Genomic DNA, 19,706 nt, shown 5'->3' on the forward strand with positions numbered 1-19,706 from the left:
CGAATAAACCTAAACGCACTATGACAGTCGCAATGCCAGTGCTGCCTCACGAAACATGTCCGAACCGTTCCCGATAATCGCTGGGGCTGACTTGCTGAACGCGTACGAACGTGCGTCGCATGGTTTCTTCCGACCCAAATCCGCAACGCGCAGCGATGCGTTACCACAGGCACGGTTCCAGCTGGCCAAGATCGATCGATTCAAAATCAAAATCCGCTGCCAGAATATTTCGCATAATTCCGGCAAACCATGCAGATTTGCTGTCCACATTAGCTTAGGCGTCTAAACGGAGGCAAGCGATGACACGAGTTCGCGTTGAGGGCTTCACCATCTCGCTCGACGGATACGGTGCAGGCCCGAATCAAGACATCAACAATCCGCTTGGCATTGGCGGGACGGATCTGCACCAGTGGTTATTTCCAACACGCACGTTCCAGCGAGCGTTGTTCGGCAAGGACGGCGGTACGACCGGGGTTGACGATGATTTCGCCGCCCGTGGCTTTCAGAATGTTGGGTCCTGGATTCTGGGGAGGAACATGTTCGGACCGATTCGTGGGGACTGGCCGGACACAAACTGGAAGGGCTGGTGGGGAGACAATCCGCCGTATCACGTTCCAGTGTTTATCTTGACCCACCATGCTCGTCCCCCCATCGAGATGGAAGGCGGCACGACGTTCCACTTCATTACAGAAGGCATTCGCGAGGCGCTCGACCGTGCACGCGAGGCCGCTGCCGGAATGGACGTGCGGATCGGCGGTGGGCCGGACACAATCAAGCAGTATCTTCGTGAGGGCCTCATTGATGAACTGCAGATTGCTATCGCGCCCGTCCTGCTCGGCCGGGGAGAATCGCTGTTCGAAGGGGTTGACTTGCGGGCTCTGGGATACGAATGCGTTGAATTCGTAGCGTCGGAGAAGGCCACGCATGTCGTCCTACGGCGCCAAGGACACACGGACGCCTAACCACTCGTTGAAGGCCGACGTCCCTGACGGGCCGCGGCCTTAGCCCGCACGTTGAGTGTCCGCTTTTCCAATCACCGACCGTCCACATTGGGGTCGTCTACGGCCGACCACTGCATGATCACACTGAGGAACGCGAGTACTGGCAAAGTCCATTGCCAAACGACCAGTTCTCCTTCTCCACCTCGACGAGGTTGATGAACACATCTTCCCGTCGCAACCCCGGCGACTCCGCCAGTTCATCGACGATCCGCCGATACAGCGCCTTCTTTTGCTCGAGCGTGCGTGTGTTGCTGACCGTCAGCTGAATCACGACGAAATCGTCGCTGCGTTCGATGTTCAGGTAATGCCGGTCATAGATCAGATTGCCGGGCTCGTGCTCGGTGATCAGCATGAACATGTCGTCCTTCGGCACGTTGAAGGTATCCACCAGCGAGCGCTGGATGCCATCGGCCAGTGCCTTCCGGTATTCGGCCGGCTTGCCGGCGCGCAATGCGATTCGTGTGAGCGGCATGATGAACCTCTGTGGTTGCAGTGATGGTGAAACACAGCTTAGGCGCGCTCAGTCATAATTGACAGACATCATCTGATATTTCATCTATGTTCGTTTGAAATGAAAGTTCTCGATCTCGACGCGGTGCGCGCGTTCGTTCTGGTCGCCGATCTGCGCAGTTTCACGCGCGCCGCCAACGCGCTCGACACCACGCAATCGGCCGGCAGCCTGAAGCTCAAGCGGCTGGAAGCGCATCTGGGCAAGCAGTTGCTGGAGCGCACGCCGCGTGTCGTGCGTCTTTCCGCCGACGGCAACGCGTTTCTCGGCGCGGCGCGCGAATTGTTGAACGCGCATGAGCGGGCGCTGGGTTCGCTATCGGTGGCACGCCGTCGGCTCGTGTTGGGACTCAGCGAGCATGTCGCCGGGCCTGATCTGCCGTTGCTGCTCGGCAAGCTCAACGCCCACGATCCGGGTCTGGTGATCGAATTGCATATGGGGACGTCCGCGGCGCTGCTCGCGCAATTCGACGAGCGTCGGCTCGACGCGGTAATCGTCCGCTACGACGCCGACGAACCGCCACGCGACGACGGACAAGTGCTATTTAGCGAACCGCTCGGCTGGCTCGCCACGCCGGCGTGGCTGCCGAGGGTCGGCGAGCCGCTGGCGCTTGCACTGCTGAGTCCGCCGTGCGGCGTACGCGAGCTCGCGCTGCGCGCGCTGACGCAGGCGGGCATCGCGTGGCAGGAGGTGTTCGTTGGCGGCGGCGTGACGGCTGTCGGCGCTGCGGTGGCCGCGGGTCTGGCCGTGTCGCCGCTGGCGCGCAGGGTGGCGCCGCGCGGTCTGCTCGACGTCGGCGCGCGGCTGGGCTTGCCGGCGCTGCCGGAATCGCGCGTGACGCTGCATTCGCGGGTGCGCGATGCGCGGTCGGTGGAAACGTTGCGATTGGTTGCGAATGGACTGGCAACGCAATGATGAAATCACCCGGCGCCCGCCAGCGTGAATAAAGTGGGTCGCCTGGCCGTCCGGCGTTGGCGTCGCGAGGCGGGGCGGCAAGCCCCACCGCAAACGCGCCGCGCCGGTCAGGCTCAGTGGATGATCGGCGGCAGCGAACCGCTGCTGGCGGTGGCCGGATTGATGGCGGGGGTCACCGGACCGGCGCTAACGTTTGCGGACGCGGCCGACGCATTCAGTGGGGCGGCAGGCGGCTTCGTGGCGCCGGTTTTCGCCACGACCTTGAGCGCCTGCGGACGAGCCGCATGGTCCTGGATCAGACTGGCGCGCATGACCTTGCCCTGATCCGGCTTCGCCCGGATGGGCTGCGCATGCGGCTTGCCGGCCTGCGCCATCACGGCGGCGTGTCGTTTGCTGATGCTCGCGGCCGGAATTTGGGTGCAGTTTTGTTCGATGTTCTTCGACGCGACCTTCTTCACACCACCGCCGTGCGCCACCGGCGCTGACGACGCGATTCGCGGCGCCGCGTGCCGCGCGCTCACCACATGCTTTGAAGCGGCCTTGGAGTTCGCTTTCGAAGCGGCCTTCGAACTCGCGCCCGACTTGCTCCGAGCCGCGCCTGGCTGCTTCTTCGCCGGCTTCGCGACATGCCCGGTCGACTCGGGCGGATTCCAGACTTCCGCATAACCGGCCGCCATCGCCGCGCCCGACGCACACCACACAGCAACCGCCGTTGCTACTGTTCTAACCCACATCTGCTGCTTCTCCTGATTTTTGACTGTATGACGAGCCGACATTATATTCCCTTTTCCCTTGCAAAAATCCATATTTAGACTAATATCAACGTCAAGTACATATAGGGACTTACCCAGCCATGGCTCACGCTGCCCGCCTCGACCCGCCCGAAGCGCCGATTCGCCGCCCCGTTTCGGCCCCCTCGCTCACGGAGATGTCCGCGGCGGGCCTGCGCACGTTCTTCCGTATCGCGAGCGACTGGGACCTGAACGCCGACGAGCAGATCGTGTTGCTCGGCAAGCCGGGCCGCTCCACCTTCTTCAAATGGAAGCAGACGCCAGAAACGGCCCGTCTCGGGCGCGATACGCTCGAGCGCCTGTCGCTGCTGCTTGGCATCTACAAATCGTTGCAAATCCTGCTGCCTCAACCGAGCGCCGCCGACACCTGGATCAAACGCCCCAACAGCGCGCCGCCGTTCGGCGGACGCCGCGCGCTGGACCGCATGCTGGCCGGCAACATCAGCGACCTCGTTGCGGTGCGCCAGTATCTCGACGCGATGCGAGGCGGCTGGGCGTGACACAACCGCATTGGCAGGACCGCTGGCTCACCGCGCCGCTCGACTGGTCGCCCGCGTATCGCGTGATCCCGACGCGCTTTCCGGCCGTCAATCTGTTCGACCGGGTCGCCTCGCCGGAAGATTTCGACGCGCTGTACGCGCTCGAAGCCATGACCAACGACCGGCTGCGCACCGAAATCGGCGAGCTCGACCTGGTGCCGCGCGACGAGCGGCGCTTCGGACCGGGCTATGGGCCGATCATGGCCGCGTTGACGCATCTGAATCCGCTCGGCAGCCGCTTCTCCGACGGCACCTACGGCGTGTTCTATTGCGCCCGCTCGCGCGCCACGGCGATCGCCGAAACGCGTTATCACACGGGAAAGTTTCTGGAGGCGACCGCCGAGCCGCCGATGCGCCAGCAGATGCGTCTCTACACGGTGGCGGCGCAAGGCGAGGTGGTCGACCTGCGTAACGACGCCTCACTCGATCTCGCTGTCTTGTCGCCGAACGATTATGTGGCGGGACAAGCGCTCGGCCGGGCCGTGCGCGAGGCGGGCGCGCCGGGCATCGTGTATCCGTCGGTGCGCGATGACGCAGGCGAGTGTCTCGCCGCGTTCCGCACCACATTGCTGCGCGACTGCCATCACGCGGCGTATCTGGAATACAACTGGAACGGCGCGAGCGTGGATATCGTGTTCGAACTCAGCCAGGTAGGTTGATCGCGGGGCGCGGAGCAAAAGTCGGACACTACGCGAGCGGGCGCGCGGTCCGCAGGTTCAGGGCAGCGCCAGCGCCGCTGCACCTTCGGCGCGCGCTTCCTCGACCGAAATCGACCAGCGGAGCAACGCCTGAGGCTGCACGATCGTCAGCTTGCCGTCGGGGCTGAATGCGCCGGTGTCGATGTACACCTGAGAACCGATCTGCTTGATGTCGCGCATCGGCGTATGGCCGCAATAGGTCAGCGAGAGTCCGCGTTGCCGCGCCGGATCGCCGTTGCCTAGCGCGAGTTCGCGTCCCCACAACAACCGTGCGCGGGTTTCGACGGAAAAATTGCCCGCGTCGAGTTCGGCGTCCGTGCCAAAAAATTCGGCGTGCAGAATATTGAAGCGCTCCTTGCCGCTGCCAACCACACGCACGAGCGGCAGCGTACGCAAAGGTTCCGCGTACTCCTGCAAGCGTTCATCGGACAAACCCATCGCCCACGTACCGCCGATTCCATACCACCATTCACGTCGCATACGTCCATCGGCGACGCCGCACAACGTGTCTTCGTGATTGCCGAGCACGGCAAAAAACCACGGCTTGTCGAGCAGCGCCAGAGCCTGCTCGGAATGCTCGCCGCGATCGACCAGGTCGCCGACCGAAAAAAGCCGGTCGCGTGACGGATCGAACGCGATCACGCTCAGCAGATAGCGCAACGCATCGACACAGCCATGCAGATCACCGACCACGAAGTCGCGGCCGTTCGCATTGGCTGAATGATGCTGGACGGGGTTGACGAGTACAGTTTCCATTCACTCATGATAATGCGGCACCCGCCAAAGCGTATGCGCGGTGCCTCTCGTATCCTGCCGCGCAGATGAGCAAAGATGACTCAAAACGACGCCAAAACGGTGCATTTCCGGCAGGCCTTACCGGAAATCCATGGTTTTGGCGGCCGCTATTGCTGCGCGCGGAGCTTGGCGATCTGGTCCGCCGTCACGGTCGATTGGGGATTGCCGAATTGTCTGGTCACATAGTTGGTGATTGCGGCCACCTGATTGTCGTTGAGCTGGTTGCCGAACGCGGGCATCAACACGTCCGCGTGTGTCGTCGTGCGACTGACGCCATGCAGGATCACCATCGCGAGATTGTTCGCAGTGCTCGCGCCGACCGTCGAGTTGTGAATCAGCGACGGATAGGCCCCCGGCTCGCTCGCGCCAATACCTTGGCCGGTCCAGCTATGACACGTCGCGCAGTTGGCCACGAATAGCTGCGCGCCGTTGACCCCGGTGATCGTGGTGCCGCGCAAGGCGGTCACGTCGCCGGCCGGGTGGCCCCACTGGTCGCGCGGGCGTGATTCGCCGCCGCTGATCGGCGGCACCGAGCGCAAATACGTCACGATCGAACGGTGGTCGACCGGCGTCAGATACTGCGTGCTGTTGGCCACCACTTCGCCCATTGGACCTGCTGCATTCGCACGGCCCGGCGCCGCGCCGGTCGACAGATACGCGATCAGTTCGTCATCGCGCCAGTCGCCCACGCCGCTCACTTTGTCCGGCGTGATGTTGAACGCATGCCAGCCGGCCTGCACCGCGCCCGCAAAGCGCGAACTCGACTTCAGACCCTGCATGAAATTGCGCGGCGTGTGGCACTCCTCACAATGCGCGAGACCTTGCACCAGATAGGCGCCGCGATTCCATTCGGCGCTTTGCTTCGGATCGGGGACGAAGCGGCCTTCGGTGAAGTTGAACAGATTCCAGAACGCCATCAGCCAGCGCTGATTGAACGGGAATGTCAGGCTGTTGCGCGGCGGCGAGTAGTGGATCGGCGTCAGCGTGTTCAGGTACGCACGGATTGCGAGCACGTCCCGATCGGCGACCTGGGTGTATTCGACATAAGGAAACGCCGGGTACAGCCGCTCGCCGCTCTTGCCGATGCCTTCATGCATCGCACGCAGAAAATCGGCGTCGCTCCATTGACCGATGCCCGTTGTCGGATCGGGGGTGATGTTCGGCGTCACGATGGTGCCGAACGGCGTGTCGATCGGCAGGCCACCCGCGAACGGCCGCGTCTTGTCAGCCGTGTGGCAGGCCGCGCAATCGCCGGCGCGCGTGAGGTATTCACCGCGCTTGATCAGCTCGCTGCCGGCCACGGTGGCCGACAGCGCCTCGCCGTTGGCCGGTTGCGTGGCGGCGTCGGCGCGGGCCTGGGGAATCGGCAGTTCATCGTCAGGCGGCGTGCTCGATCCGTGCGCCTCGTACCAGGCGGCGTACAACGCGACCAGCGAGAAGGCCGCGGCCAGTGCCGTGATCGTGCAACGGCGGCGGCGCGTGGGGTGAACGAGCGCATGATCGGGTAGCACGCGAGAAGTGTTCTTCGTCATGGTGGCTCTCCGGTCACGGCTCAGATTTCGCGCTTGAGCTTGTCGGCCAGTTTCAGCGACAAGGCCGCAATCGTCAGCGTGCAATTCACCGACGCGGCGCTCGGCATCACCCCGCTGCTGGCGATGAACAGATTCGCGTGATCGTGCGTGCGGCAGTCCGCATCCACCACCGAATCCGCCGGATCGCGGCCCATGATCGTGGTGCCCATGATGTGATTGTTGGGCGCGAAGTTGTCGTCGAACGACACCTCGGTGCCGCCGAACAGCACGGCGATCTGCGCATACAGTTCATGCGTGTTGGCGGCGCTCTTCTTCACGTAGTCGTTGATCGAATAGTAGATCTCGGGCTGCGGGATGCCGAGCGCGTCCCTGTGATCCGCCGACGGCACCACGCGGTTCTGCGGCTCGGGCAAATGTTCGTGGAAGCTGTTGATGCTCAGCGTGCGCGCCGCGCGATCGCGGATCTGCCGGTCGAGCTCCGCGCCGGTCAGGCCTTTTTTCAGCAGAACGGCGGTCACGGCCATGGTCGGCACGCCGTTCGACAGATGCAGCTTCTTCGCCGCGTAATCCGAGCGGAACGCGCCGTCGCGGAAGTTGACGATCGACGTCATCTCCATCGGCCCGCGACCGGGCCATAGCGGTTCGTTGGCGAGGAACGTGACGCCCGTGCCGGGGTGATCCATCAGGTTGCGGCCCACCTGATCGGAACTGTTGCCGATGCCGTGCGGGAATTTATCGGAGGTCGACATCAGCATCAGCTTCGGCGTTTCGATGCCATTGGCGGCGAGCACGAACAGCTTGCCGCTGACGCGCGTGCTGTTGCCGCGCGGGTCCTTGTAGTGGACCGCGGTGATGAGCCCCTTGTCGTCCGCTTCGACGCGATACACCACCGCTTCGGGAATCAGCTTCGCGCCGGCCTGCTCGGCCTTTTCCGCGTGCACGACGCCGTTGTACATCGCGGCGATCGGGCAGATCGGCATGCAATTGTTGTTGCCGCAGCAGGTTGGCCGCGCATCGTAAGGACGGCTGTTGCGCGCCACCGGCTCCGGCACGACCTTGAAGCCCCGCGCGTTGAGCACGTCGCTGAAACGCTGATCCATGTATGACAGCGGCAGCTGGCGCATCGGGTAAGGCTTCGAGCGCGGCGAACCGAGATCGACCGAGCTATCCGGGCCGGACACACCCAGTTGCAGTTCGGCCGCTGAATACCACGGTTCCAGCGTCTCATACGGATACGGCCAGTCGCGCCCCACGCCGTACAGTTTGTGCAACTGGAAGTCCGACGGCAACAGCCGCCACGTGGCGGCCGCCCAGTGCCAGGTCGTGCCGCCGACCAACCGCAGATATTGCGAGTCGTACGGATAATCGCCCTTCTGGATCAGATAATTATTGGCGGGCGCGTACTCGGGATGCGGTGCGTAAGGCGTCGACGGATATGGCGTCGCGAAGTCCAGCTTGGCCGGCGAGTTGCGGAAGTTCTCCACGATTTGCCAGCGCGGAATGCGCGGTCCGGCTTCGAGCAGAATCACCGACGCGCCGGCCAGCGCCATCTGATGCGCGACCAACCCGCCGGCGACGCCCGAGCCGACTACGACGATATCCGCCGAATTTGAGTTCGCCATTGTTACCCTCTTCTACAGGCCTATCGCCGCTTGCTGAATCGCGTGCCGGCACATCGTCGAACCACTCACCCCTATGATGCGAAACGCATGAGAGGAACACGTTCACGCGCCCAACGGCTTTTGCGCCCAATAGAACGGCACGTCGCGGCAATAAGACGGAATAGTCAACACATCCTTGACGGGATCGAACATCAACGCTTTCTCATACGCGACCACATTCACATGCGGCATATCGCCGACCAGGCCGAGATACCACGCGCGCATGATCGCGCTCACCGCTTTCGCGAGCACCGGCTGCTCGACCTGCAAAGCCTGCGTGACAGTGTCGGATGGCACGCCGCCGTGACCTTGCAGCCACGTGTTGAGCGCGGCGACATGCTGCGTGAACTGGCTGTCGGATTTGGCGAGGCTGTCGTAGACGCGTTTGCCGAGTACGGCGTCGAAACCGGTGCGGCCGGTGAGGCGCTGCGAGAGCGCGAGGAAAGCGTCGAGGCCGCCGCCCGCTGGCGCATCAGCGAACGCCGGGACGATCCAGGACGGCGCGCGGCCCGCACCGCCAAACGCGAGCGCCGCCGCGGCAGCGCATGCGCCGAGCACCCATGCCCTGCGCGCGGCCGAATATGTCACGACGTGATGCGCATCGCTGTTCTCAGGAACATCTGTCATGGGGACTCCAGACGGTGAATCGATCGTGAGTCATTTCGATGTACTACGCAGCGGCAGCGTGACGCCGCCCAAGTGCCGCTTCGATTGCGCTTCCCCAAACCTCCTGACGCCGCTTTGGCGGTCTTGTATACCCACATGAGTACCTGCATGGTGCACAGTCAGCCTGCCAATCGCCTTTCAACTGAAAGCGGCACGCAAGGCCACTGCGAAAGACTATAGCTTGTGACCCATCGATTCGACAAATGGCGTGCGAAGCGCAAGTAAAAGCGCGAGTAGAAGCGCGAGTAGAATCCGCGACACCGACGACCTCCAACCCTGATGACATGCTTATCAAATACTATCCACAGGTTCTGCGCAATCGGCCACGCACGGTAATCGGCCTCGTCATCGGCATCGCGGTCGCGCTGCTGCTACCCATGCACACGAGTGCCATCGCACGCGCGCTGATCGGCTGGGACGCGGCCATCTGGAGCTACCTGTTGATGATCTGGCTGCACATGGCCGCCGCCGACGCGCAGCGGGTCCGCGAATACGCCGTGCGCGACGATGAAAACGCCGGCGTCGTGCTATTCGTAATCTGTCTTGCGACCGTCGCCAGCATCGCCGCGATCGTACTGGAGCTGGCATCGGCAAAAGGGACCGCTGGAGCATCGACCGCATGGCATTACCTGCTGACCGGCCTCACGCTGATTGGCGCATGGTTTCTGATTCCGACCATCTTCACGCTGCACTACGCACGGCTTCATTACGACGCCGACGCCCACGAGACCGCCCTGCTCTTTCCCGATCACAAGCTCGAACCGAACTACTGGGACTTTCTGTATTTCTCGTTCACGATCGCGGTGGCGTCGCAGACTTCCGACGTGGTGCTGCGCTCGCGTGTGATTCGCCGCGCGGCGCTCGCGCAATCCATTCTGTCGTTCTACTTCAATGTTGCGGTGCTGGGGTTGTGCGTGAATATCGCGGCGGGGTTGCTGGGATCCTGACACCGCTGACGCAAACGATTCCGCCGCAACTTCGCTTGTTGCGACAATCACACCATCGGCGATACGCGCCGTGTAAAACCCGCACGACGCCCGCCAGTTTTACACGCCGGGCGCGCGTCATCGCGCGAGGTGCTTCTGGCGCCCCCTCGCGCGGGTCCCTTCAGAACGCACGTCCGGCCCTCCGGTCGATGCGGGATCACCACCCATGGCACGCCCTTTGCTCTAGCTTCGCAATGTGCTGAGCAGCCCGATGCAAACGACGTCTGGCGTCTAAGCACCGTCGACTGGCCAGCGGCGTGACGATCTTTGCACTACATTGACCAGTACGCGCCCTCGCTTACGCATCGCGCGGTATTCCTCTCTGGAAGCCCAATGAGCGCTGTGATCGCATGCCAATTGCATCCACACCGCAGCAGGACGAATCTGGAAACGACCGATGGAATCGCCAAACGGGTACGCGCCGCGGATTTACTTTTTTCATTCACTCCTCGTTGGGCCGCTCGATGCATGGCCTGCACAGTTCGCTCACGCGGCCGCGCTGGGCTTCGATCATGCGCTGGTCGGCAATCTGTTCGAGCCAGGTGGGGCGGGCCACGGACAGCTGGTCGGCAACCACGCGCGGCTGCATCCGGTGTTCGAGGCCGGGCAGCCCGCCGCCGCAGCCATCCGCACCCTCGCGAACGCCGCCCGCCAGAATGGCTTGAGCTTGCTGGTCGATCTGGTGATCGACCGGATGGCGGCCGATGGCGCGCTGTACGCCGAACATGCCAGCTGGTTCCACCCATTCGAGTCCGAAGAGGCGCGGCTCGACCCGCGCCATCTGCATCGCGAGGATAACGTCGCGTATGCGAACTTCCACGATCCGGCCAGCGGCGCCGCGCTGCTCATCTGGTGGACGCAACAGTTGCTGGCGCTCGCCGACGCCGGCGTCGGCGGCTTCCGGTTCGATTCGCCGCATCGCGTGCCGGCCGCCATCTGGCGGCAACTTGGCGACGCGGTGCGAGAGCGGCATCCCGACCTGCGTTGGCTCGCCGCGACGCCCGGACTCGCGCGTGACGATCTGCCGGACCTCGAAGGCGCGGGCTTCGATAGCGTGTTCTCGTCGGTGCGCTGGTGGGATTTCCGCGCCAGCTGGATGGTCGAGGAGCACGCCGCGCTCGCGCGCATCGGCACGCCGATCACCTTCCCCGAAGCGCCTTACGACACGCGACTCGCCGCCGAGCTGAGCGACGCCCACGACGCCGCCATCGTCGAGCGGGCCTATCAGCGCGCGCTGTTCACATCGGCCGCGTTCGGCACCGGCTGGATGATGCCGATGGGCTTCGAATACGGCATCACCGAGCCGATGTCGCAAACGCGCGGCGACGCCTCGCAGTTCGCGCTCGCTGCCCAGGCGAAAAAGTTCGACCTCACGAAACAGGTCGCGCATGTGAACGCGCTCGCGCGCCGCTCGAACACACTGCACGCCAACGGTGAATTGCGCCCGCTGAGCGGGCCCGGCGCACCGGTCGCGGTACTGCTGCGCGCCGACCAGCCCGACCTGCGCGACGCCGCCGAAGCGATCCTGATCGCGATCAATCCCGAGCTGGGCGCACCGGTGCGCGTCGATCCCGCGCGCTTCCTCGCGGGCGTGCCGGGCAACTTCACGCGTTTCGTGCCGCTGGATGCGCCTGAGCGCGACGAGCCTGCCGGGTTGATGCCGTTCACGCTTGCGCCGGGCGCCGTGCGCCTGTTCCGCGCGGTAACGGAAAAGCCGATCTGTCTCGCGCCGCCCGTCGACAAGCCAAACAGCAAGCGCAGCGGCCACAAGACCGTGCTCGAGGCGCTCAACGCGCCGCGCGTGGCGATCGAGAACGTCATGCCGTCGGTCGACCATGGCCGCTTTGCGGCCAAGCGCGTGGTGGGCGAGCGCGCCGAAATCAGCGCCGCGATTTTCGCCGACGGGCATGACAAGATCGCCGCCGCCGTGATCTGGCGCGCCGCCGACGAAACCGCCTGGCACGAAGTGCTGATGACCCCCGCGCAACCCGCCGGCCTCGACCTCTGGAAAGCGCGCATTCCGCTCGAACGGCTGGGCAGTCACGAGTTCACCGTGATCGCGTGGCGCGACGACTTCGCGTCGCTGGTCGAGCACGTCCAGAAGAAGCTGAAGGCGGGGCAAACCGTCGAGATCGAACTCGAAGAAGCCGCGCATCTGTTCGCGCTGGTGCTCGCGGAAGTCGAAACAGCGGACGGCGCGGTCACCGAGCCGCTCGAACATATCGTCAAGCTGTTCACGAAGGCCGACGCCGAAACCAGGCTCGCGCTGATTCTCGCGCCTGCCACCGCGACCGCGATGACCGCCGCGCGCCACCGGCCATTCCTGAGCCGCGATCCGGTGACCTACAGGATCGACGCGGATCGCGCCGCGGCGCGCTTCGCGAGCTGGTACGAGATCTTCCCGCGTTCGATGAGCGACGACGAATCGCGCCACGGCACGTTTGCCGATGTCACGTCGAAACTGCCGCGCATCCGCGACATGGGTTTCGACGTGCTGTATTTCCCGCCGATCCATCCGATCGGTCTGGCCAATCGCAAAGGCCGCAACAACACGCTGAACGCGCAGCCGGGTGATGTCGGCAGTCCGTATGCGATCGGCGCGGCCGAAGGTGGCCACAGCGCCGTGCATCCGCAACTCGGCACGCTCGACGACTTCAAGGCGATGCTCGCCGACGCGCACGCGCATGGCCTCGAAATCGCGCTCGATTTCGCGATCCAGTGCTCGCCGGACCATCCATGGCTCAAGGACCATCCGACATGGTTCGCGTGGCGCCCGGACGGCACCTTGCGCTATGCGGAAAATCCGCCGAAAAAGTATCAGGACATCGTCAATCCCGACTTCTACGCGCACGACGCCAAACCCGACCTGTGGCTCGCGCTGCGCGACGTGATCGTGTTCTGGATCGAAGCGGGCGTGCGCATTTTCCGCGTCGATAATCCGCACACCAAGCCGCTGCCGTTCTGGGAATGGATGATCGGTGACGTGCGGGCGCGCTATCCCGACACGATCTTCCTCGCCGAAGCGTTCACGCGTCCGCGCATGATGAACCGGCTGGGCAAGATCGGCTTTGCGCAGTCCTACACCTATTTCACGTGGCGCGAGTCGAAGCGCGATTTCATCGAGTACATGACCGAACTCACGCAAACGGATGCGCGTGATTTCTACCGGCCGAATTTCTTCGTCAATACGCCGGATATCAACCCGCGCCATCTGCAATCGCAGGGCCGCTCGGGCTTTCTGATTCGCGCCGCGCTGGCCTCGACGCTGGCCGGCTCGTGGGGCGCGTATAGCGGCTTCGAACTGTGCGAGGCCGCCGCGCTGCCCAACAGCGAGGAATATCTCGACTCCGAGAAGTATCAGCTGCGCGCGTGGGACTGGCACCGGCCTGGCAATATCGTCGGCGAAATCAGTGCGTTGAACCGGATTCGCCGCGTGAACCCGGCGCTGCAAACGCATCTCGGCCTGACGTTCCTCGCCGCGCACAACGACAGCATCCTGCTGTTCGAAAAAGCGACCGAAGCGCGCGACAATGTGATCGTCGTCGCGATCAATCTCGACCCGTTCAACGAACAGGGCGCGGATATCGAACTGTCATGGGAGACGTTCCAGCACTGGCATCTTCATGATCACGACGCACTCGAAGTGACCGATCAGATGACCGGCGCGCGTTTCGAATGGCATGGCCGCTGGCAGCATGTGCGACTCGGCTCGGGCCAGCCATTCTCGATCTGGCGCATCGCGCCGCTCGGCGGCCTGCCCGCCGAACGGCCGGAGGAAGTCGACGCCGACTCCCGCAGCGCCGATCACGCGGACGCTGAACCACCCTATATGGAAGATGCGACATGAAGCGCGACGATCCAGCCCACAGCGCGTCGACAGTGGAAACGGACGCAGCCGTCAGTAGTACGGTCAAGGCACGCTCGCGTCGGCGCGGCAAACCGGCGACGCTGAGCGACGATCCGCTCTGGTACAAGGACGCGATCATCTATCAGGTGCACATCAAATCGTTCTTCGATGGCAACAACGACGGCGTCGGCGATTTCCCCGGCCTGATCGCGAAGCTCGATTACATCGCCGAACTCGGCGTGAACGCGATCTGGCTGCTGCCGTTCTATCCGTCGCCACGCCGCGACGATGGCTACGACATCGCCGACTATCGCAGCGTGCACCCCGACTACGGCCAGATCGCGGACGTCAAACGCTTCATCCAGGAAGCGCACGCCCGCGGCATTCGCGTGATCAGCGAGCTGGTGATCAACCACACGTCGGACCAGCACCCGTGGTTTCAGCGCGCGCGCCGCGCGAAGCCGGGCTCCAATCACCGCAACTACTACGTGTGGTCCGATACCGATCAGAAGTACCCGGAAACGCGGATCATCTTCATCGATTCGGAGCCGTCGAACTGGACCCACGATCCGGTGGCGGGCGCCTACTATTGGCACCGCTTCTACTCGCATCAGCCCGATCTGAACTTCGACAATCCGGCGGTGCTCAGAGAAGTGCTGCAGGTGATGCGCTTCTGGCTCGATCTCGGTATCGACGGGCTGCGTCTGGACGCGGTGCCGTATCTGGTCGAACGTGAAGGCACCAACAACGAGAACCTGCCGGAAACGCACGCGGTGCTCAAGAAGATCCGCGCGACCATAGACGCGGAGTATCCGAACCGGATGCTGCTCGCCGAAGCGAACCAGTGGCCGGAAGACGTGAAGGAATATTTCGGCGAAGAGGACGAATGCCATATGGCATTCCACTTCCCGCTGATGCCGCGCATCTACATGTCGATCGCGAGCGAGGACCGCTTTCCGATCACCGACATCATGCGGCAAACGCCGGACCTCGCCGCGTCGAACCAGTGGGCGATTTTCCTGCGCAATCACGATGAACTGACGCTCGAAATGGTCACGGATTCGGAGCGCGACTATCTGTGGAATACCTATGCGAGCGATCGGCGCGCACGGCTGAATCTCGGCATTCGGCGCCGCCTCGCGCCGCTGATGGAACGCGACCGCCGCCGCATCGAGTTGATCAATTCGCTGCTGCTGTCGATGCCCGGTACGCCCGTGATCTACTACGGCGACGAACTCGGCATGGGCGACAACATCCACCTCGGCGACCGCGACGGCGTACGCACGCCGATGCAGTGGTCGTCGGATCGCAACGGCGGCTTCTCGCGAGCCGATCCGGAACAACTCGTGCTGCCGCCGGTGATGGGTTCGCTATACGGCTTCGACGCCGTCAACGTCGAGGCGCAAAGCCGCGATCCGCATTCGCTGCTGAACTGGACCCGGCGCATGCTCGCCACACGGCGCGCGAAGCAGACCTTCGGGCGCGGCACGATTCGCTTCCTGAAGCCGGAGAACCGCAAGATTCTCGCGTATCTGCGTGAAATGCCGGACCAGCCGCCGATCCTCTGCGTGGCCAATCTGTCGCGTGCGCCGCAAGCGGTCGAGCTGGATCTGTCCGAGTTCAATGGCGCCATGCCGATCGAAATGACCGCCGATTCGGTGTTCCCCGCGATCGGCCAGCTGACTTATCTGCTGACGTTCCCGCCGTACGGCTTCCTGTGGTTCATGCTGTGCGAGGGCGGTCAGCGTCCGACGTGGGCACAGGCGCATTCGGAACCGCTGCCGGAATTCGTCACAATCGTGATCCGCGAAGGGCAAACCGGCGCGACGCCGGAAAACGTGCGCCTGCTCGAATCCGAAGTGTTGCCTTCGTGGCTGAGCCGGCGCCGCTGGTTCGCGTCGAAGGATCAGAAGATGCACGCGGTGCGGCTCGCCGCGTTGACCACGATTCCGAACGGCGGCTTCGCGTTCACCGAAATCGAAGCGGATGTGGGCAAGCACACCGAGCGCTACGTGGTGCCGATCGCGATCACGTGGGGCGGTGAGACCACCACGCCGCTCTTCATGCAACTGGCGCTGGCGCGCGTGCGGCGCGGCCGCAACGTCGGCCTTCTGACCGATGCGTTCTCGCTGCCGATCTTCGCTCACGGCGTGTTGCGCAAGCTGCGCGAACGCGCGGTGGTGCCGACCGTGCAGAAGAGCGAGATCAGGTTCCTGCCGACCGAGCGTTTCGCCGACCTCGAGAACCTCGGCGAGCGGCCGGAGATTCGCTGGCTTGCGGCCGAGCAGAGCAACAGCTCGCTGATCGTTGCCGATGCCGCGGTGCTGAAGCTGGTGCGCCGGCTCGTCAGCGGCATTCATCCGGAAGCGGAAATCAGCCGCTACCTGACCCAGCTCGGCTACGCGAACACCCCGCCGCTGTATGGCGAAGTGGTGCGCTTCGATCCCGAAGGCGTGCCGCATACGCTCGCGATCCTGCAAGGCTATATCGACAACCAGGGCGATGCGTGGAACTGGTCGCTGGACTATCTGCGCCGCTCGGTGGATGAGCTCGCGATTGCCGTCGATACGGAAACGCAGGCGGCCCCCGACCGCAGCAACGAAGCGATTCTGATGGAAGGCTACAGCGAGTTGGCCGGCATCATCGGCAAGCGTCTTGGCGAGCTGCACGTGGCGCTCGCCTCACCGACTGACGACCCGGCATTTGCGCCGGAGCCGGCCAACGCCGCGCATGTGAAGGCGTGGCTCCACGGCACGCAGGCGATGCTCGCGAGCGCGCTCGATCTGCTCGCGCCGCGCATCGAACAGATGAGCGATCCTGAGACCCAGGCGCTCGCGCAAAGCCTGATCGACCGGCGCGCTGCGCTCGTCGCGGCCGTCGACGAGCTGGTGCCGGCCGACGCGAGCGCATTGCGTATCCGCATTCACGGCGACTTCCACCTCGGCCAGGTGCTGGTCGCGCAGGGCGACGCCTATCTGATCGACTTCGAGGGCGAGCCGGCGCGTTCGCTCGAAGAGCGCCGGCAGAAGTCGAGTCCGCTGCGCGACGTGGCCGGCCTGATACGTTCGTTGTCGTATGCGAGCGCGGCCGCACAGTCCACCATGGAAAGCGCGCCGCAACAGACCGCCGATCGCAAGCGGGCGTTGTTCGACCGGTTCCGTGCGCATGCGACCTCGACGTTCCACGCCGCGTACCGGGCCGCCATTGCCGATGCGCCGACCCCGCTGGTGGCCCCGGAAGCCGAACAGGCACTGCTCGATCTGTTCCTGATCGAAAAGGCCGCGTACGAAATCCGCTATGAAGCGGCCAACCGTCCGACGTGGCTCAGCTTGCCGGTGCGTGGCCTCGCCGCGCTCACGAGCCGTCTGCTTGGCGATACCGGCGCACCGGTGCAGCATGAACCATCAACCGCGGCGCCACGCGCCGCCACCCCGCCTAACCCGGCCGAGGGCGACTATGAGTGAGCATGATCCGGCCGCAGGCCTCCACCCACTTGATGTCGACGCGCTCGTCGAAGCACGCCACCCCGATCCGTTCTCGCAACTCGGACTGCACCGGACCAACGCGGGTGCGGTGGTGCGCGCATTGTTGCCCAATGCCACGCACGTCACCGTGATTGCGCGCGCCGACGGCGCCACGCTCGGCGAACTCGAACAGTTGCGGCCGGGGCTGTTCGCCGGCCGCGTCACGTCCGCGGCGCCGTACCGCTTGCGGGTCGACTGGCACGGCGTGGTGCAGGAAATCGAGGACACCTATTCATTTGGTCCCGTGCTCGGCGACGAACCGTTGGGGCGCCTCGCCGGCGGCGATCCGTACGCGGTGCTCGAATGCCTTGGCGCGCGCCCGATGGAAGTGGACGGCGTGCCCGGCGTGCGCTTCGCCGTGTGGGCGCCGAACGCGCGGCGCGTGTCGGTGGTGGGCGACTTCAACGCGTGGGACGGTCGCCGTCATCCGATGCGCCTGCGCCATCAGGCCGGCGTGTGGGAATTGTTCGTGCCGCGTATCGGCGCGGGCACGCGCTACAAATACGAGCTGCTGGCGCGCGACGGCCATCCGCTGCCGCTGAAAGCCGATCCGTGCGCGATGCAATCGGAACGGCCGCCGGGCACGGCATCGGTGGTTGCGCATGTCGACGAGATCGAACAGTTTGCGTGGACCGATCACGACTGGCTCCAGTCGCGCGCCGACAAGCAGACCGCGCACGCGCCGATCTCGATCTACGAAGTGCACGCCGAATCGTGGCTGCGCATCGCCGAAGAAGGTCAGCGCGGCCTCGACTGGGACGAGCTTGCCGAGCGCCTGATTCCGTACGCGAAGGGCATGGGCTTCACGCATATCGAGTTCCTGCCGATCGCGGAGCATCCGTTCGGCGGATCGTGGGGCTATCAGCCGCTCGGGCAGTTCGCGCCGTCCGCGCGCTTCGGCAAACCCGAGCAGTTCGCGCGGTTCGTCAACCGTGCGCACGAAGCCGGACTCGGCGTGTTCCTCGACTGGGTGCCCGCGCATTTTCCGAACGACGCGCACGGTCTGATCGACTTCGACGGCACGCCGCTCTACGAGCACGCCGACCCGCGCGAGGGCTATCACCAGGACTGGAACACGATGATCTACAACCTCGGCCGCCACGAGGTGAGCGCGTACCTGATCGCGTCGGGTCTGGCGTGGCTCAAGCGCTATCACGTCGACGGCTTGCGCGTGGATGCGGTCGCGTCGATGCTGTATCGCGACTATTCGCGCGCCGCCGGCGAGTGGGTGCCGAACATTTACGGCGGCCGCGAAAACCTCGAATCGATTGCGTTCCTGAAGCGGCTCAATCATGAAGTCGGCTATGTGCCGGGCGCGCCGGGCGCGATCACGATCGCCGAGGAATCGACCGCGTGGCCGGGCGTGACGGCGCGGCTCGAAGATGGCGGCCTCGGGTTCCAGTTCAAGTGGAACATGGGCTGGATGCACGACACGCTGCATTACATGCACGAGGACGCCGTCTATCGGCGATACCATCACCACAACATGGCATTCGGCATGGTCTACGCGTACTCGGAGCGCTTCGTGCTGCCGCTCTCGCACGACGAGGTGGTGCACGGCAAAGGCTCGCTGCTCGGCAAGATGCCCGGCGACGCGTGGCAGCGCTTCGCCAACCTGCGCGCGTACTTCGGCTTCATGTGGACGCATCCCGGCAAGAAGCTGCTGTTCATGGGCGGCGAATTCGGCCAGATGGCGGAGTTCGATCACGACGGGTCGCCGCATTGGCATCTGCTCGACGATGCGAATCATCACGGCGTGCAGAAGCTGGTGCGCGACCTGAACCGTCTGTATGGCAAGGAGCCCGCGCTGTATCGGCTCGACAGCGAGCCGGGCGGCTTCGAATGGCTGATCGGCGACGACGCCTCCAACAGTGTGTTCGCCTATCGCCGCACCGACGGCGCCGGCCGGGAACTCGTGGTGGTCTGCAACATGACGCCCGTGCCGCGCGGCGGGTATCGCCTCGGCATGCCGCGCGGCGGACGTTGGGAGGAAGTGCTGAATACGGATGCCAGCGTGTACGGCGGCTCCAACATGGGCAACGGCGGCGTGATTCATACCGACGCGATCTCGAGCCACGGCTGGCCGCACTCCGCTTCGCTGGTATTGCCGCCGCTGGCGACGATCGTGCTGCGCGCCGAGTGATCTGACGCGTGGTCACGCGAGCGCGCGGTGACTGCTGGCCGCGCGCTCGTCGCATGAGGACCCACGATAGCGTTCAATAAATCAGAACAGGAAAGGGGAT

Annotated in this window: 14 protein-coding genes and 1 pseudogene; 8 read left to right on the forward strand and 7 right to left on the reverse strand. The window is 64.3% G+C overall.

What is annotated here, in order from left to right; all coding sequences use genetic code 11:
• Positions 1–46: 46 nt before the first annotated feature.
• Positions 47–160: pseudogene (locus BN2475_RS35450) on the reverse strand (GlxA family transcriptional regulator); the annotation flags it as partial.
• Positions 161–299: 139 nt separating this feature from the next.
• On the opposite strand from BN2475_RS35450, the gene BN2475_RS10625 reads away from it, so the two are divergent.
• Complete coding sequence (locus BN2475_RS10625; protein ID WP_094779492.1) at positions 300–962, forward strand: dihydrofolate reductase family protein; 663 nt, start codon at positions 300–302, stop codon at positions 960–962.
• A 118-nt stretch (positions 963–1,080) separates the two neighbouring features.
• Here BN2475_RS10625 and BN2475_RS10630 read toward each other — a convergent pair whose 3' ends face one another.
• Positions 1,081–1,473, reverse strand: coding sequence for a tautomerase family protein (locus BN2475_RS10630; protein WP_094779493.1), 393 nt, complete (start codon positions 1,471–1,473; stop codon positions 1,081–1,083).
• A 99-nt stretch (positions 1,474–1,572) separates the two neighbouring features.
• Between BN2475_RS10630 and BN2475_RS10635 the strand changes: the two genes are divergently transcribed.
• On the forward strand, positions 1,573–2,424 hold the full coding sequence (locus BN2475_RS10635) for a LysR family transcriptional regulator (RefSeq protein WP_094779494.1): 852 nt from the start codon (positions 1,573–1,575) through the stop codon (positions 2,422–2,424).
• A gap of 113 nt (positions 2,425–2,537) precedes the next feature.
• On the opposite strand, the gene BN2475_RS10640 is transcribed toward BN2475_RS10635, so the two are convergent.
• Complete coding sequence (locus BN2475_RS10640; protein WP_094779529.1) at positions 2,538–3,158, reverse strand: hypothetical protein; 621 nt, start codon at positions 3,156–3,158, stop codon at positions 2,538–2,540.
• A gap of 119 nt (positions 3,159–3,277) precedes the next feature.
• Here BN2475_RS10640 and BN2475_RS10645 point away from each other — a divergent pair, with 119 nt between their 5' ends.
• Together BN2475_RS10645 and BN2475_RS10650 are read left to right on the forward strand one after the other, a co-directional pair.
• A complete protein-coding gene (locus BN2475_RS10645; RefSeq protein WP_094779495.1) occupies positions 3,278–3,715 on the forward strand; it encodes an MbcA/ParS/Xre antitoxin family protein in 438 nt (145 codons plus the stop codon).
• Positions 3,712–4,413, forward strand: a complete 702-nt coding sequence (locus tag BN2475_RS10650; RefSeq protein ID WP_094779496.1) for an RES family NAD+ phosphorylase — start codon at positions 3,712–3,714, stop codon at positions 4,411–4,413. Before BN2475_RS10645 ends, BN2475_RS10650 begins: the two co-directional genes overlap by 4 nt.
• A gap of 57 nt (positions 4,414–4,470) precedes the next feature.
• Here the strand turns inward: BN2475_RS10650 and BN2475_RS10655 are convergent, their stop codons facing one another.
• From BN2475_RS10655 to BN2475_RS10670, 4 genes are all read right to left on the reverse strand, one after another.
• Positions 4,471–5,208 (reverse strand): metallophosphoesterase, encoded by a 738-nt coding sequence (locus BN2475_RS10655; protein WP_094779497.1) that lies wholly within the window; start codon positions 5,206–5,208, stop codon positions 4,471–4,473.
• A 146-nt stretch (positions 5,209–5,354) separates the two neighbouring features.
• Positions 5,355–6,779: a c-type cytochrome gene (locus tag BN2475_RS10660; RefSeq protein WP_094779498.1), complete on the reverse strand. Its 1,425-nt coding sequence runs from the start codon at positions 6,777–6,779 to the stop codon at positions 5,355–5,357.
• A 20-nt stretch (positions 6,780–6,799) separates the two neighbouring features.
• A complete protein-coding gene (locus BN2475_RS10665) occupies positions 6,800–8,401 on the reverse strand; it encodes a GMC family oxidoreductase (RefSeq protein ID WP_094779499.1) in 1,602 nt (533 codons plus the stop codon).
• Between the two features lie 102 nt (positions 8,402–8,503).
• On the reverse strand, positions 8,504–9,067 hold the full coding sequence (locus BN2475_RS10670; RefSeq protein ID WP_094779500.1) for a sugar dehydrogenase complex small subunit: 564 nt from the start codon (positions 9,065–9,067) through the stop codon (positions 8,504–8,506).
• A 323-nt stretch (positions 9,068–9,390) separates the two neighbouring features.
• On the opposite strand from BN2475_RS10670, the gene BN2475_RS10675 reads away from it, so the two are divergent.
• The 4 genes from BN2475_RS10675 to glgB all read left to right on the forward strand — a co-directional run bounded on the left by BN2475_RS10675 (position 9,391) and on the right by glgB (position 19,606).
• Entirely contained in the window at positions 9,391–10,053 is a 663-nt protein-coding gene (locus BN2475_RS10675; RefSeq protein ID WP_094779501.1) for a DUF1345 domain-containing protein, read from the forward strand.
• 436 nt (positions 10,054–10,489) lie between these two features.
• The gene (locus BN2475_RS10680) at positions 10,490–13,939 is read left to right on the forward strand and encodes a maltotransferase domain-containing protein (protein WP_094779502.1); all 3,450 of its coding nucleotides are present in this window, start codon (positions 10,490–10,492) and stop codon (positions 13,937–13,939) included.
• Positions 13,936–17,403, forward strand: coding sequence for a maltose alpha-D-glucosyltransferase (gene treS / locus BN2475_RS10685; protein ID WP_094779503.1), 3,468 nt, complete (start codon positions 13,936–13,938; stop codon positions 17,401–17,403). Before BN2475_RS10680 ends, treS begins: the two co-directional genes overlap by 4 nt.
• Positions 17,396–19,606 carry a 1,4-alpha-glucan branching protein GlgB gene (gene glgB / locus BN2475_RS10690; RefSeq protein ID WP_094779504.1) on the forward strand — a complete coding sequence of 737 codons (2,211 nt, stop codon included), beginning with the start codon at positions 17,396–17,398 and terminating at the stop codon, positions 19,604–19,606. The genes treS and glgB overlap by 8 nt, the downstream gene beginning before the upstream one ends.
• The last annotated feature ends 100 nt before the right edge of the window (positions 19,607–19,706 follow it).

This window comes from Paraburkholderia ribeironis (genome assembly GCF_900019265.1).
GTDB lineage: Bacteria > Pseudomonadota > Gammaproteobacteria > Burkholderiales > Burkholderiaceae > Paraburkholderia > Paraburkholderia ribeironis.

What these genes read in the sequence shown, in the direction of transcription:
- BN2475_RS10625 (WP_094779492.1), top strand. Translation starts at nt 300, where the DNA reads ATGACACGAGTTCGCGTTGAGGGCTTCACCATCTCGCTCGACGGATAC.
- BN2475_RS10680 (WP_094779502.1), top strand. Translation starts at nt 10,490, where the DNA reads ATGGAATCGCCAAACGGGTACGCGCCGCGGATTTACTTTTTTCATTCA.
- BN2475_RS10635 (WP_094779494.1), top strand. Translation starts at nt 1,573, where the DNA reads ATGAAAGTTCTCGATCTCGACGCGGTGCGCGCGTTCGTTCTGGTCGCC.
- BN2475_RS10660 (WP_094779498.1), bottom strand. Translation starts at nt 6,779, where the DNA reads ATGACGAAGAACACTTCTCGCGTGCTACCCGATCATGCGCTCGTTCAC.
- glgB (WP_094779504.1), top strand. Translation starts at nt 17,396, where the DNA reads ATGAGTGAGCATGATCCGGCCGCAGGCCTCCACCCACTTGATGTCGAC.
- BN2475_RS10675 (WP_094779501.1), top strand. Translation starts at nt 9,391, where the DNA reads ATGCTTATCAAATACTATCCACAGGTTCTGCGCAATCGGCCACGCACG.
- BN2475_RS10640 (WP_094779529.1), bottom strand. Translation starts at nt 3,158, where the DNA reads ATGTGGGTTAGAACAGTAGCAACGGCGGTTGCTGTGTGGTGTGCGTCG.
- treS (WP_094779503.1), top strand. Translation starts at nt 13,936, where the DNA reads ATGAAGCGCGACGATCCAGCCCACAGCGCGTCGACAGTGGAAACGGAC.
- BN2475_RS10665 (WP_094779499.1), bottom strand. Translation starts at nt 8,401, where the DNA reads ATGGCGAACTCAAATTCGGCGGATATCGTCGTAGTCGGCTCGGGCGTC.
- BN2475_RS10645 (WP_094779495.1), top strand. Translation starts at nt 3,278, where the DNA reads ATGGCTCACGCTGCCCGCCTCGACCCGCCCGAAGCGCCGATTCGCCGC.
- BN2475_RS10655 (WP_094779497.1), bottom strand. Translation starts at nt 5,208, where the DNA reads ATGGAAACTGTACTCGTCAACCCCGTCCAGCATCATTCAGCCAATGCG.
- BN2475_RS10670 (WP_094779500.1), bottom strand. Translation starts at nt 9,067, where the DNA reads ATGACAGATGTTCCTGAGAACAGCGATGCGCATCACGTCGTGACATAT.
- BN2475_RS10630 (WP_094779493.1), bottom strand. Translation starts at nt 1,473, where the DNA reads ATGCCGCTCACACGAATCGCATTGCGCGCCGGCAAGCCGGCCGAATAC.